Raw genomic sequence first — 14126 nt, forward strand, 5'->3', positions numbered from 1 at the left:
CTCCGCGACGGCGGAGACGAGGCTCAGCGCCCGACGGTGGACTCGCGGACGATCAGCTCGGCGGCGAAGGGCGTCGGCGCGGGGAGGTCGGCCGTGGGGTCGGTGAGTTGGCGGATGAGTGCCGCGCCCGCCGCCCGGCCGATCTCGTACCCGGGCTGCCGCACGCTCGTCAGCGGCACGACGCTCTGGTGGGCCTGCGCGACGTCGTCGAAGCCGACCAATGCGATCTCCTCGGGCACGCGGATGCCCCGGCGCAGCAACTGGGTGAGCACGCCGATCGCCACCATGTCGTTGGCGGCGAAGATCGCGTCGGGGCGTTCGGTGGCAGGCATCTCGGCGATCCGCGCGCCGACGTCGAGGCCGTCCTCGGTCGTCAGGTGCGGCACGTCGATCACATCGGCCGTCGCCCCGGCCGCAGTGACGGCGTCACGCAGCCCGAGGAGGCGGTCGTTCGACTGGCTGACGCTCGGCGCCCCCAGGAAGAGGATGCGGCGTCGGCCGAGCGACAGCAGGTGCTCGCCCGCCAGCCGTCCGCCGCCGCGGTCGTCGAACAGCACCGAACCGACGGTCGGCGAATCGGGGATGGGGCCGACGACGACCGAGCGGATGCCGCGGTCGGCGAGCTGCTCGAGCCGGGGCACCACGTCTTCGAGCGGGTAGATGACGATGCCCTGCACGCGGTGCGCCTCGAACATGTCGATGTTCCCGCGTTCGGTGTCGGCGTCGCGGTTGCTGTTGCTGAAGAACAGCGACCAGCCGCCCTCGCGGGCCACGTCTTCGACCCCGCGCGAGAGCTCGTGGAAGTACGGCAGCCAGGCGTCGAGAAGAATCAGCGCCAGCGCCTTGCTGGAGCCGGCTCGCAGTTGACGGGCGGATTCGTTGGGCACGTAGCCGAGCTGGGCGATCGCCTCCCTCACCTTCGCCGCGCTCGATTCGCCGAGTACATGCGGGTGGTTGAGGTAGTTCGAGACGGTCGAGGAGGACACCCCGGCGAGAGCGGCGACGTCTTTGACGCTGGCGGGCATGGAGCTCCTTTCGACTGCGCGTCGACGCAGGACGGTCGGCGGCGAGTCCAGAGTAGCTCAGCGATTGCAACGTGCCAAGAAAGTTCTTGACACCGCATCCCCGACCCGCGTACGGTGACCTGAACGCAGAGTTGCAACGTGCCAATCCTGCCGAGGCGAAGGTGCCGCACACCCGTCTCCGAGAGGTCTCATGAACATCGGATGCCACGGGCTCGTCTGGACCGGACACTTCGATGCCGACGGCATCCGTCTCTCCGTCGAGAAGACGAAGGCGGCCGGATTCGACCTGATCGAGTTCCCGCTGATGGACCCGTTCTCGTTCGACGTCGCCGCGGCGAAGGACGCGCTCGAAGAGCACGATCTCGCCGTCAGCGCCTCACTCGGACTCTCGGGCGCGACCGACGTGACGAGCTCCGACCCGGCCGTCGTGGCCGCGGGAGAGGCGCTGCTGCTCAGGGCGGTCGACGTGCTCGCCGACCTCGGCGGCCAGCACTTCTGCGGCGTGATCTACAGCGCGATGCAGAAGTACATGGACCCGGTGACGGCCGAGGGGCTGGAGAGCAGTCGGCGCACGATCGCCCGCGTCGCCGACCATGCCGCAGAGCGCGGCATCTCGGTCTCGCTCGAGGTCGTGAACCGCTACGAGACGAACGTGCTGAACACCGCACGGCAGGCGCTCGCCTACCTCGCCGAGGTCGATCGGCCGAACCTCGGCATCCACCTCGACACGTACCACATGAACATCGAGGAGTCGGATATGTTCGCGCCGGTCCTCGACGCGGCTCCGGCCCTGCGCTACGTGCACATCGGGGAGAGCCACCGCGGCTATCTCGGCACCGGCACCGTCGACTTCGACACCTTTTTCAAGGCGCTGGGCCGCATCGGCTACGACGGTCCGATCGTGTTCGAGTCGTTCTCGTCAGCCGTCGTCGCCCCCGATCTCAGCCGCATGCTCGGCATCTGGCGCAACCTGTGGACCGACAACGTCGAGCTCGGAGCGCACGCCAACGCCTACATCCGCGACAAGCTCGTCGCGGTCGACTCGATCCGGCTGCACTGAGCCGGGCCGTCGCCTCGATCCGCCGACCTGTTGCCAACTTGTTATTACAGGTCTTCCCATCCGAAGAAGTCTTAGTTACATTTAGATACAACTTGCGCAGGGTGGGGCGTAAGACGCAGAATTGATCCGATGTTTCCGGACCCGACCGGAATATCGCATCACGACCTTCAAGGAAGCAGGTGAGCACATGAGTGACCCCATTCTCAGAGTCGACGGGATCAGCAAGGGATTCCCCGGTGTGCAGGCTCTCAAGGATGTGCACCTCGAGGTGCGAGCCGGCGAGGTGCTGGTGCTCGTGGGCGAGAACGGCGCCGGCAAGTCGACCCTGATGAAGATCCTCTCGGGGATCTACACCAAGGACGAGGGCACCATCACGTTCGAGGGCCAGGAGGTCGAACTCACCAGCCCGCTGCAGGCGCAGCAGCTCGGCATCACGATCATCCACCAGGAACTCAACCTGATGCCCGATCTCACCGTGGCGCAGAACATCTTCGTGGGTCGCGAGCCCACCACCGGCCCCTTCCTGTCGGAGCGCAAGCTCAACGCGCAGACGGCCGAACTGCTGCAGCGCCTCAGCATCAGGGTCAACCCCCGACAGCTCGTCGGCGAGCTGACCGTGGCCGAGCAGCAGATGGTCGAGATCGCCAAGGCGCTCTCGTTCAACGCCAAGGTGCTCATCATGGACGAGCCCACCTCGGCGCTCACCGACTCCGAGACCGAGACCCTGTTCCTGCTGATCGAGCAGCTGCGCGCCTCGGGGACCGGCATCGTCTACATCTCGCACCGCATGGACGAGCTGCGGCGTCTCGCCGACCGGGTCACGGTGCTCCGTGACGGCACATACATCGGATCACTGGAGAAGTCAGAGGTCAGCGTCCCGAAGATCATCGAGATGATGGTCGGCCGCGTGATCGACGAGGGAACCCGTCCGCAGGCCCGCGATCACATCAACGACCCGATCGTGCTCGACGTGCAGGGACTCTCGACCAAGAACCTCCTCAAGGACGTCTCGTTCCAGTTGCACAAGGGCGAGATCCTGGGCTTCGCCGGGCTCATGGGCGCCGGGCGCACCGAGACCGCGCGGGCCATCATCGGTGCCGACCACCGCGACGGCGGCACGATCGCGATCGGCGGCGACCCGGTGCGCATCGGACAGCCGGCGGATGCGGTCAAGCACGGCCTCGGCTACCTCTCGGAGGACCGCAAGCTGCTGGGCCTGATGCTCGAGCAGGACGTGACCTTCAACACCGTTCTCGCCTCGCTCGGGTCGTACGCCAACGGCATCGGCTGGATGGGCGACGCGAAGGCGAAGAACCGCACCAAGGAGTATGTGCAGCAGCTGCGGGTCAAGACGCCCTCGGTGAACCAGGTCGTGAAGCTGCTCTCGGGAGGGAACCAGCAGAAGGTCGTCATCGCCCGGTGGCTGATGCGCGACTGCGACATCCTCATCTTCGACGAGCCGACCCGAGGGATCGACGTCGGCGCGAAGGAGGAGATCTACCGCCTGATGCAGCAGCTCGCTGACCAGGGCAAATCCATCATCGTCATCTCATCGGAGCTCCCCGAGATCCTCCGCGTCGCGAACCGCATCGCGGTGTTCGCGAACGGTCGGATCACCGGGACGCTCCGCAACGAGGAAGCCAGCCAGGAGAAGATCATGCAACTCGCAGCCCACGGGGAGGAAGACTGATGAGCACCCCACAGCAGTCCGGATCGTCGACGACGACGATCATCCAGACGGCGGTCGATGAGAACACCGACAAGCGCGACTTCGGCGGGTTCCTCCGCCGCCAGCTGCAGCAGTCGCTCGCCTTCGGCACGCTGATCGTCCTGGTGATCTTCTTCTCGATCGCCAGCCCGAACTTCTTCACCTTCAGCAACATCGCCACGGTGCTGCTGTCGACGGCGGTCATCGGCATCCTCGCCCTCGGCACGACCTTCGTCATCATCACCGGCGGCATCGATCTCTCGATCGGCACCGGTATGGCGCTGTGCGCCGTGATGACGGGTGTCTTCGTGACCAACATGGGACTCCCCGTCTGGGTCGGCGTGATCGGCGGTGTGCTCACGGGTGTCCTCATGGGACTCGTGAACGGCATCAACATCACCTTCCTCCGGCTGCCGCCGTTCATCGCGACCCTCGCGATGATGATGATCGCCGGCGGACTCGCCCTCGTCATCTCGAACGTCTCGCCGATCTACTTCTCGACCTCGGCCCCCGACTTCAAGAAGATCGCGCTCGGCGTGATCATCCCCGGCATCCCGAATGCCGTGCTGATCACCGCCGTGGCCGCGATCATCGCGTGGCTCGTGCTGTCGAAGACGCTCCTCGGCCGCTACACGTTCGCGATCGGCTCGAACGAGGAGGCCACCCGGCTGTCGGGCGTGAACACCCGCCGCTGGACGATCCTCATCTACATGTTCGCGGGCGCCTTCACCGGCATCGCGGGCATCGTGATCGCGGCCCGTCTCGACTCGGCGCAGCCGCAGATCGGCACCGGCTACGAGCTGCAGGCGATCGCCGCCGTCATCATCGGCGGAACGTCGCTGCTCGGCGGACGAGGCTCGATCCTCGGCACCGTGATCGGTGCGCTCATCATGAGCGTGCTCGTCAACGGCCTGCGCATCATGTCGATCCAGTCGGAGTGGCAGAACATCGTCGTCGGCATCGTCGTGCTGCTGGCCGTCTTCCTCGACTCGCTGCGCAACCGCCAGCGCACCTGACCCACAGATCTACACCCCCCACCACCACACAGAGAACAATGGAGTTTCCATGAAATTCGGCAAGAAGACCGCATTCGCGGCACTCGTGGCCGCATCCGCCCTCGTCTTCGCGGGTTGCGCAGGCGGCGGTGACGTCATCGAAGAAGGCAGCGGCGACGGAGGCAGCGGCGACGGCGAGATGTACATCGCGCTCGTCTCGAAGGGCTTCCAGCACCAGTTCTGGCAGGCCGTCAAGACCGGTGCTCAGGAGAAGGCGGACGAGCTCGGCGTGAAGATCACGTTCGAGGGCCCGGCCGCCGAGACCGAGATCGCCCAGCAGCTCGAGATGCTCACCACCGCGATCGACAAGAACCCGGATGCCATCGCCTACGCCGCCCTCGACCCCGAGGCGTGCGTCGCCCCGCTCGAGCAGGCGAAGGCCAAGGACATCCCCGTCGTGTACTTCGACGCTCCGTGCGACGGCGACGTCGGACTCAGCCTGTCGGCGACCGACAGCAAGGTCGCCGGTGCGCTCGCCGCAGAGCACATGGCCGAGCTGATCGGCGGCGAGGGCGAAGTCGCCATCGTCGGCCACTCGAACATCAACTCGACCGGTGTCGAGCGTCGTGACGGATTCGTCGAGAAGATCGAGGCGGACTTCCCCGACATCAAGATCGTCGACATCCAGTACGGTGACGGCGACCACCTGAAGTCGGCTGACATCGCGAAGACGCTGATCGCCGCTCACCCCGACCTCAAGGGCATCTACGGCACCAACGAGGGCTCGGCCATCGGCGTCGTGAACGCCGTGAACGAGCTCGGCCTCGAGAAGGGCAAGATCACGATCGTCGGCTTCGACTCGGGAGCTGCCCAGATCAACGCGATCAAGGACGGCACGATGGCCGGCGCCATCACGCAGGACCCGATCGGCATCGGCGCGCAGGTCGTCCAGGCGGCATACGACGCGGCCAACGGCGAGGACGTCGAGGAGTTCTACGACACGGGTTCGTACTGGTACGACAGCACGAACCTCGAGGACGAGGACATCGCAGCGGTCCTCTACGAGTGACCCGCTGAGAAAGAAGCCCCTCACCTTCGGGTGGGGGGCTTCTTGCGTGCCGGGGGTGCGGGGGGGCGCGTGGCGGGGTGCGTCAGATGCGTCGGAGGAAGGTCAGCACGGATGCCGGCTCGACGATCAGCTGCTGCAGCGCCTCATTGAACGGGACGCCGGCCGGGGCCGAGATGTGCGCCTGGAAGGCCGCCTCGTCGCGGTAGACCTCGTAGACGAAGAAGCGGTCGGGGTCGTCGACGAGCCGCGTCGCATCGAACACGACGTTGCCCTCTTCGGCGCGCACCACCGCGGCGAAGTCGCGCAGCAGCGCCGCGACTTCGTCGCCCTTCTCGGGGCGTGCGGTGAACACGGCATGCAGGATGGTCGGCTCGGTCATGCGGGCTCCTCGGGTGTGGGCTGGCGGGGCGGGACGGTGCGGTCAGGCAGCGGTGTGGTCAGGCTGACAGGGTCAGGTCGACAGGGTGAGCAGGCGCGCGGGGTTGGCGACCAGCATCCGCTCGACCACGTCGTCGCCCACCGCGGAGCGCAGCCGCGGCAGGTAGCGCTCGCCGAGATAGGCGAGACCCGGCATGCCGCCGTACGCGAGGTAGCGGGTGCGGCGGGCGACATCGCCGCCGAGAAGGATGCGGTCTCCGCATCCGAGGGCGACGGCCTTCTCGGTCAGGGCGAGCAGCTCGGCATCCGACCTCGTGCGCGGACGCGCGAAGCCGTCGTAGCCCAGGTAGGCGCCGCGCTCGGCGAGCGACGCGTGCAGCCCGGCATCCGGATCGCGGTCGGCATGCGCGAGCACGACGCGATCGGATGCCACGCCTTCGCCCTCGAGCAGATCGAGGACCTCGTGCGCGGCGGTGCAGAACTCCAGGTGCACCATGACCGGCGCGCCGGTCGCTCGGTGCGCCGCTGCGACCGCGAGCAGGGTCGTGTGCTCGAAGGCGGTGATGCTCCAGTAGCCGACGCCAGCTTTCAGCATCCCGGCGCGTACCGGTGATCCCTCGGGCGCAGCCGCCCGGGGCACGTCGGGGGTCTCGAACACCAGCGCATCGTCGACGAGCATCCCGCGCATCACCTCGGCGATGAACAGCTCGGCCAGGCGCTCGACATCCCACACCTGCATCGGATGGTCCTCGCCGTAGTGCGCCTCGCGGTGGCGCCCTGTCGTGGCGACGATGTGCAGTCCGGTGCCGGCGCTGATGCGTGCGACCCCCTCGGGATCGCGCCCGAGCCCGAACGGCGTCGCATCGACCATCGCCGCGAAGCCGCTGGCCCGCAGCAGGGCGGCCTCCTGGCCGGAGAGCTCCTCATCGTCGAGCTCATCGCCGACCAGCAGCGGCGAGATCTGGAACAGGTGCTCGTGATAGTCCGTCGCCCCGAGACGCGTCGGGTCGATGTCGCCGAGCACCGTCCGCACGACGGGCATCAGCGCACCGATTCGGCGGCCTGGGCGAGCCGCTCGACGATCTCCGGCGTGAGGTCGATCTCGAACACGTCGGCGACGACCTGCGACCACCCGTGGATGAAGTAGCGCCAGCCGTCGACCACGTGCAGACCGCGCGCGCCCTCCTGCGCACGCGCCTGATGCAGGAACTCGAGCGAGCCGCGGTAGTTGAACTCCCACACCCACGCGTCCTCGGGGAACGCGACGTCGTCGGGCAGCGGCGAGCCCGGGCGGTCCTTGCCGAGGCCGGTGGCGTTCACGATCAGCGAGCCCGCGGGAGCGCCTGCGACGATGGCCGCGGCATCCTGCACCGTGTCGGTGCGCACGTACGTGATCAGCCCGTCGGGGGTGCCGTGCTGGTGGTGCACCTCGCGCAGGTGGTCGAGCTTGTCGTCGTCGCGAGCGGTCACGGTGATCTTCGCCGGAGCATCCGCCCTCTCCGCCAGCGCCCAGCTGAGCGCGGTGCCCGAGCCGCCGGCGCCGAGGATCACGACCTCCGCCCCGGTACGGGCGAAGTGGTCGGCCGGCAGGAAGTCCTTGAGTGCGAGATCGACGGTGAGGGGGTCTTTGGCGCGGCCGATCAGGCGGTCGCCCCGCTTCGAGATGCTCGAGATCTCGGAGCACGAGACGGCGAACGGGTCGAGCTCGTCGAACAGGTCGGATGCCGCGGCGAACACGTTCATCTTGTGGGTCGTGACCAGTGCGCCCCGGTGCTGCGGGTCGTCGCGGATCTGCTCGACCATGGCGACGTACTGCTCGGGCGTCGCATCCATCGGAAGGTCGTGTCCGATGAGGTTCTCGGTGGGGAGGCCCAGCACCTCGGCCCACTTCGGGAACACCTTCATGATCGACGACGAGCCGGTGCTCACGCCGACGAAGCCCATGTAGCCGCCGGTCGTGGTCGCGGGGGTCGCGGTGTTCTCGGTGATGGTCATCGCTGGGTCCTTCAGGGTCGGGAAGAGACGGGGTGGGCGGGCGCGGTGCCCGCGAGAACCGCGAGCACATCGTCGAGGGACATCGAGCCCATGTTGTCGACGGCCTGGGTCGTCTGCGCGCCGAGATGCGGGGTCACGGTGACACGGTCGGCGAGGTCGTCGGCGAGCAGCGGACTCGCGCTCGCCGCGGTGTCGCCGGTCAGGGTGTCGGCGGCGTATCCGCCGAGGCGTCCGTCACGCAGGGCGGCGGCGAGTGCCGCCTCGTCGACGAGATCGGGGCGGGCGGTGTTCACCAGGATCGTGCCGGGGCGGAGGCCGTCGAGTCGCGCCGCATCGACGAGCGTCTGCCCGCCCGGGGCGTGCAGGGTGATGACGTCGGCGGTGCGGAACAGCTCGTCGAGGTCGACCGGTTCGGCGCCGCGCTCGGCGATCACGTCGGCCGGCAGAAAGGGATCGGCCGCGAGCACGCGTGCGCCGAAACCGCTCAGACGTCGGGCGACGCCCTGGCCGATGCGGCCGAAGCCCACGATGCCGACCGTGGCGGCTCCGAGCTCGCGACCGCGCCGCACGGCCCAGTCGCCAGCCCGCACGCGGCGATCGCCGTCGGGGATGAACCGGAGCGCCGCAAGCATGAGGCCGACGGCGTGGTCGGCGACGGCATCCGCGTTCGCCCCCGGGGTGTTCGTCACCGGGATGCCGCGCCGCAGCGCCGCGTCGAGATCGACCGCCTCGGTGCCGACGCCGTAGCGGGCCACGACCCTGAGGTTCGGCGCGGCGGCCAGGTGGTCGTCGGTCACCGGACCCGTGCCCGCGATCCACCCCTCGGCGGCAGCGAGCAGGGGTGCGAGCTCGGTGAGCGCGTGGTGGGCGGGGCCCCGGACGATCTCGTGGCCGGCGGCCCTGGCTCGCCCGACGAGGTCGAGGTCTCCGTCCGAGAACGACCGGCTGGTCGCGAGGATGACTCCCATCAGGCGCCTCGGGTGGCGGGGGCCTGGGCGAACCACGGCTCGAGCGCGGCGTAGGCGCCGACGAAGCGCGAATGCCGCTGCGCGTGCACGGCGTGCCGGCCGGCATCCGGAGTGAACTCCGCCGTGACCTCGCTGAGCGCCCGCGCCGCCGAGAAGTCGGCGAGGCCGAGGCCGACGGCACCGGTGACAGCGGCGCCGAGGCTGTTGGCCTCTTCGACGATCGTGCGCCGTCGGATCGGCACACCCCAGACGTCGGCGAGGATGCCGAGCCAGGCGTCGCTCTGTGCTCCGCCGCCCACCGCGTCGATGCGGTCGATCGACGCACCGGATTCGCGGAACGCCTGGATGCAAGTGAGCAGGTTGTACGCGACACCCTCGAGCACGGCTCGGGTGAGGTGCGCGCGGGTGTGATGCCGGGCGAGGCCGACGAAGGCTCCGCGGGCGTGCGGGTCCCACAGCGGGGATCGTTCGCCGAGCAGATAGGGGAGGAAGTAGAGGTCCTCGGTGTCGAGGTCGCCCCCGGCCTCCGTGGTGAGCCGGGCGGTGTCGGGGCGCGCGGGGTCGGGGGAGAGGGCTTCGGCGATCCACTGCACCGAGGCGCCGCCGGCCTGCATGGTCGCGGTCGGCACGAAGGATCCGGGCACGACGTTGTCGAACGTCATGGTGCGCATCTGCGGGTCGTGCAGCGGTGTGAGGCTCGCGAACGAGATCCACGACGAGGTGCCCAGGCACACGTACGCGCCGTCGTCGGGCGCGACGATGGCCGAACCGACGGCGGCCAAGGGGCCGTCTCCGCCGCCCATGACGACGCGGACGGATGCCGGAAGCCCGAGGTCGGTGGCCGATTCGGCGGTGAGGGACCCGGCGATCGTCGTCGATTCGAGGATCTCGGGGAAGAGAGCGGGGTCGAGTCCCGCGGCGGCGAGCACATCGGCCGACCACTCGCCGCGCACCTGGTCGTAGGCGTTGGTGCCCGAGGCGTCAGAGCGCTCGGTGGCGAGGCGCCCGGTGAGACGGTAGACGATGTAGTCCTTCGCGACGCAGAAGTGCCGCACCCGCGCCCAGACATCCGGCTCGTTGTCGCGCACCCACATGATCTTCTCGACCGAGTAGGTGGGGTTCAGTCGATGGCCGAGCACGCGGTAGGCGTCCTGTGCGCCGAGACGCTCTTCGAGCTCACGGGTCTGCGCGCCCGAGCGGGTGTCGGCCCAGATGATCGCGGGGCGCACCGGCTCGCCGTGTGCGTCGAGCAGCACCGTGCCCATCATCTGGCCGCTGACGACGAGTCCGCCGACGGTCGACGGGTCGACGCCCGCACGGTCGATCAGCTGTCGGGTCGCCGAGACGACGGCATCCCACCAGTCCGCCGGATCCTGCTCGGCGATGCCGCCGGCGGCGAAGTGCGCGGGGTACGGCACCGTGACCGAGGTGACGAGGCGTCCGTCGTCATGGTGCAGGGAGGCCTTGTCGCCGGTGGTCCCCAGATCGTGCGCGATCAGCATGGCCGGAGCCTATTCCGCGGAGGGGGACGCGGAATAGGGGCGCAGGTCCACGCCCTCGGTGGCGCGATAGGCCCGAGAGCCGATCCCGTGCTCGAGGACCCAGCCGTAGTCGTGGCCGGCGCCGCCCGGGTACACCGCGAGGAACGAGTAGGGCTCGTCGCCCGTGTTGACCGAGCGGTGCGCCCAGCCCGGCGGGATGTAGCCGATCGTGCCGGGCAGCATGTCGAGCCATTCGGTGCGCTCGCCGTCGAACATGAGCAGCCCGCCGCGGCCCTTCAGCGCGAGGTAGATCTCGCCCTGGTGGTTCGGATGCTGGTGGCCCTTGGTCATCCAGAGCTCTCCCGAGGTGTCGCCGGGCATGATCGTGGTGATCGACTGCGGCAGCTCGCGGTCGACCTCGGGCACGGGAGAGCTGACCACGGTGTAGACGACGGGGTTGTCGCCGCCGGCCGCGGCAGCCCAGGCGTCGGCGTCGAGGAAGAGGCCCTCGAGGTCGGACATGCGCCGCGTCAGAGTGGGTCCCTCCGGGGAGAGCGTGAGCTTCTCGGCGTCGAAGGCGATCGCCATCGGCGAGATCGGGGGAGTGTGGAACTGGGGCATCGGTGCTCCTCATGCGGATGCTGCGGCGCTGCGCAACCTGTAATGACAAGTTGAGTGTACCTGTGATGACAAGTGGCGTCCAGTGCTCGGATGCGCAGGCCGGGGAGCGCGGGTGTGCGCTGCTCCTGGCTCGCCCGGACCCGTCGGGCTCGCCATGCGAGTTTCTCCGGAGTCATGGAGCGGAGGCGGCGCGCAGTGCGCGCGCGAGGTGGGCGCGGCCGCCTCTGACGGACTCGGCTGTCACCTCGTCGGCCCCTGGATAGTCGGCATGGCCGGCGGGAAGGACGGCGAGTTCGAGCATCCGCGCCGCGTTCGCGACGCCGAACTGTCCGGGCGGCGGCACGTACGGGTCCCACAGTGCCGCCTCCACGCGCACCGGAACGCGGGCGAAGCCGAGGGCTGACGAGGCGTCGAACCAGCGCAGCGCCTCGCGCGCGTCGGGATGCGCGGCGACGTGATCGCGCACGGTCTCCCCGCTGCCGAGGCAGTGAACGGCGAGGCGCTCGTCGTACTGCCCGAAGCTCGGGACGATGAGGGTCGCCCCGATATACCGGTCGTCCCACGGCAGGGCGAGCGCTCCGATGCCGCCGCCGAAGCTCTCGCCGACGTAGTAGAGCGGCACGCGTCCGACGAGCGCGGTCAGGGCATCCGCCGCGAGCCAGAGGTCGCGGGCGCAGAGTCCCAGCACGTAGTCGTCGGGGTTCTCGATCCCGGCCAGCACATGCTCGGCCTGGATCTCGGGGGCGCCGATGCCCGTGTTCAGCGTGGGCAGCCCGCGGGCGACAGGGAAGATCGCCGCTGCATCCTCGGGAATACGAGCGAGGTCGATCGCATCCCGCCCGCCGTATCCGTGGCTGTGCACGACGCCCACCCGCGCGGGCGGCGAGACGGGCTCGACGAGCCAGGCACGCAGTCGGATGCCGTCGACTCCGGCGTGCTCGATGATCGACACCCGCCGGCCGTGGATGCTCTCGGTGGACAGCACGGCGGGTGCGGCATCCACCGTCTTCGCCTGTGCGCGCCACGCCTGCCATCGCGCGGTGAAGCCGTCCGGCGCTGGAACCGGTGCGATCTCGCGGAGCGTGGTGAGCGTGTGTCCGTAAGCGGCGTCGAACTCGGCGTCGGGGAACCAGGTGTCGTAGGGAGGGGGGAAGGTCATGACGAGACGACGCTACCGAACGTCCTCCGGATGCCGCGGCTCAGGCGCTCGCGCGCCGCGCACGATACGCCGCCACCGCGTTGCGATTCGTGCAGGTCGTCGAGCAGTAGCGCTTCGACCGGTTGCGGGACAGGTCGAGAGCGAGCGCCTCGCACGTGTCGTCGGCGCAGATCGAGATGCGGGATCCCTCGTCGGTGCGGATGACGTCGATCAGCGCCATCGCGGTCTCGATCAGCACGCGCTCGGCGAGGGGGCGCTCGTCGGCGACGGCGTGCAGGTGCCAGTCCACGCCGTCATGGCGCACGAGTCGCGGCGCGAGAGACGCTTCGGCCAGCGCGGCGTTGACGTGCTCGGCCATCTCGTCTCGTGGCGCGATGAGCATGGAGCGCAGGCGCGGACGGATCGCACGCAGCGAGGAGAGCTCGGCGTCGTCGCGGTCGAGGCGGCCGGAGTAGGGGAAGTCCGCGAGAAAGGCGTCGTAGTCGGCGAGCGTCTCGAGGGTCTCGGGCTCTTCCGCCGAGTTCACGAGCCGGATGGCTGCGCGGAGCGCCTCTTCCGTGTCATCGGTGAAGTTCATGTTGACACCTTACAACGTGCACGAGTAGCGTCACCTGTCATGAGCAAAGTTGCGAATGACATCTCGATGCGCGGCGTGCGTCTCGGTCTGCCTCTGGCGATCGGCGCGGCCTTCGCGTTCGGGATGTCCGGCGCCTGGGCTCGCGGGCTCATCGATGCAGGGTGGACGCCCGGTGCTGCCGTGACCGCGCGTGTCTGGGTCGCCGCACTCGTGCTGCTCGTGCCGACGGTCCTGTCGCTGCGCGGGCGGTGGGCAGTGCTCCGCAAGAACGCCGGGATGGTCGCCGCCTACGGACTGCTCGCCGTCACCGCCACGCAGCTCTGCTACTTCCAGGCCGTCGCCGTGATGGACGTCGGTCTCGCACTGCTCATCGAATACACCGCGCCGATCGCCGTCATCCTCTGGCTGTGGCTCCGCCGGGGCGAGCGGCCGAGTCGGCGCAGCGTGATCGGCGCGGCCATCGCCTTCGTCGGACTCGTGCTGATGCTCGACATCATCACCGGCGCCGAGGTCGATGTCGCCGGCATCCTCTGGGCACTCGCCGCGATGGTGGGTGCGGCGACGTACTTCCTGCTCTCGGCCAAGGCCGACACCGGACTGCCTCCGATCGCGCTCGCCGGGGGTGGGCTGCTGCTCGGCGCGATCGCGCTGACGGTCGCCGGACTCGCCGGCATCCTGCCCATCGCCTGGACGACCGACGACATCACCTATCGCTTCGGCACCGTGCCGTGGTTCGTGCCGGTGCTCGCGATCGGCCTGGTCGCGACGGCACTCGCCTATGTGCTCGGCATCGCGTCGACGCGGATGCTCGGCTCCCGCCTCGCATCCTTCGTCGCGCTCTCCGAGGTGGTCGCCGCGCTGCTCTTCGGCTGGCTGCTGCTCGGACAGCTGCCCGATCTGCTGCAGGCCCTCGGCGGGGCGCTGGTGCTGGTCGGCGTCGTCGTGGTGAAGCTCGGCGAGCCGCGTCCCGCCGAGTTCGTCGAGCCGGTGCCGGATGCCGTGGAGCGGCCGCAGCGGTAGCGCAATGTATACGCGAAGCACCAGATAACCGCGCCCCTGATCATCGAAACGTATTTGTGTATACACTGAG

14 protein-coding genes are annotated in these 14126 nt (G+C 69.0%); 5 read left to right on the forward strand and 9 right to left on the reverse strand.

The genetic code is table 11. From position 1 onward, the window contains the following. Positions 1-23: 23 nt before the first annotated feature. Entirely contained in the window at positions 24-1025 is a 1002-nt protein-coding gene (locus BEP68_RS16980) for a LacI family DNA-binding transcriptional regulator (RefSeq protein WP_072591984.1), read from the reverse strand. Positions 1026-1215: 190 nt separating this feature from the next. On the opposite strand from BEP68_RS16980, the gene BEP68_RS16985 reads away from it, so the two are divergent. From BEP68_RS16985 to BEP68_RS17000, 4 genes are all read left to right on the forward strand, one after another. Beyond that, the gene (locus BEP68_RS16985; RefSeq protein ID WP_187250660.1) at positions 1216-2085 is read left to right on the forward strand and encodes a sugar phosphate isomerase/epimerase family protein; all 870 of its coding nucleotides are present in this window, start codon (positions 1216-1218) and stop codon (positions 2083-2085) included. 187 nt (positions 2086-2272) lie between these two features. Next, positions 2273-3775, forward strand: a complete 1503-nt coding sequence (locus tag BEP68_RS16990; RefSeq protein WP_187250661.1) for a sugar ABC transporter ATP-binding protein — start codon at positions 2273-2275, stop codon at positions 3773-3775. Continuing rightward, the gene (locus tag BEP68_RS16995) at positions 3775-4809 is read left to right on the forward strand and encodes an ABC transporter permease (protein WP_171821947.1); all 1035 of its coding nucleotides are present in this window, start codon (positions 3775-3777) and stop codon (positions 4807-4809) included. The genes BEP68_RS16990 and BEP68_RS16995 overlap by 1 nt, the downstream gene beginning before the upstream one ends. A gap of 49 nt (positions 4810-4858) precedes the next feature. Beyond that, on the forward strand, positions 4859-5857 hold the full coding sequence (locus BEP68_RS17000) for an ABC transporter substrate-binding protein (protein WP_056280540.1): 999 nt from the start codon (positions 4859-4861) through the stop codon (positions 5855-5857). A gap of 82 nt (positions 5858-5939) precedes the next feature. Here the strand turns inward: BEP68_RS17000 and BEP68_RS17005 are convergent, their stop codons facing one another. From BEP68_RS17005 to BEP68_RS17040, 8 genes are all read right to left on the reverse strand, one after another. Then, a complete protein-coding gene (locus BEP68_RS17005) occupies positions 5940-6236 on the reverse strand; it encodes a putative quinol monooxygenase (protein WP_053097943.1) in 297 nt (98 codons plus the stop codon). A gap of 72 nt (positions 6237-6308) precedes the next feature. Beyond that, positions 6309-7277: a phosphotriesterase gene (locus tag BEP68_RS17010; protein WP_053097941.1), complete on the reverse strand. Its 969-nt coding sequence runs from the start codon at positions 7275-7277 to the stop codon at positions 6309-6311. Next, positions 7277-8230: a shikimate dehydrogenase family protein gene (locus BEP68_RS17015; RefSeq protein WP_187250662.1), complete on the reverse strand. Its 954-nt coding sequence runs from the start codon at positions 8228-8230 to the stop codon at positions 7277-7279. Before BEP68_RS17015 ends, BEP68_RS17010 begins: the two co-directional genes overlap by 1 nt. 11 nt (positions 8231-8241) lie before the next feature. After that, positions 8242-9198, reverse strand: coding sequence for a phosphoglycerate dehydrogenase (locus BEP68_RS17020; protein ID WP_187250663.1), 957 nt, complete (start codon positions 9196-9198; stop codon positions 8242-8244). Beyond that, a complete protein-coding gene (gene xylB / locus BEP68_RS17025; protein WP_187250664.1) occupies positions 9198-10700 on the reverse strand; it encodes a xylulokinase in 1503 nt (500 codons plus the stop codon). The genes BEP68_RS17020 and xylB overlap by 1 nt, the downstream gene beginning before the upstream one ends. A gap of 9 nt (positions 10701-10709) precedes the next feature. Continuing rightward, on the reverse strand, positions 10710-11300 hold the full coding sequence (locus BEP68_RS17030) for a glucose-6-phosphate isomerase family protein (protein WP_187250665.1): 591 nt from the start codon (positions 11298-11300) through the stop codon (positions 10710-10712). 172 nt (positions 11301-11472) lie between these two features. Beyond that, positions 11473-12459 carry an acetylxylan esterase gene (locus tag BEP68_RS17035; protein ID WP_187250666.1) on the reverse strand — a complete coding sequence of 329 codons (987 nt, stop codon included), beginning with the start codon at positions 12457-12459 and terminating at the stop codon, positions 11473-11475. Between the two features lie 40 nt (positions 12460-12499). Further along, on the reverse strand, positions 12500-13036 hold the full coding sequence (locus BEP68_RS17040) for a CGNR zinc finger domain-containing protein (RefSeq protein ID WP_053097930.1): 537 nt from the start codon (positions 13034-13036) through the stop codon (positions 12500-12502). 39 nt (positions 13037-13075) lie between these two features. Here BEP68_RS17040 and BEP68_RS17045 point away from each other — a divergent pair, with 39 nt between their 5' ends. After that, positions 13076-14056, forward strand: a complete 981-nt coding sequence (locus BEP68_RS17045) for an EamA family transporter (protein WP_072591977.1) — start codon at positions 13076-13078, stop codon at positions 14054-14056. Positions 14057-14126 lie beyond the last annotated feature (70 nt).

Source organism: Microbacterium sp. 4-7 (assembly GCF_014332665.1).
Classification (GTDB): Bacteria; Actinomycetota; Actinomycetes; order Actinomycetales; family Microbacteriaceae; genus Microbacterium.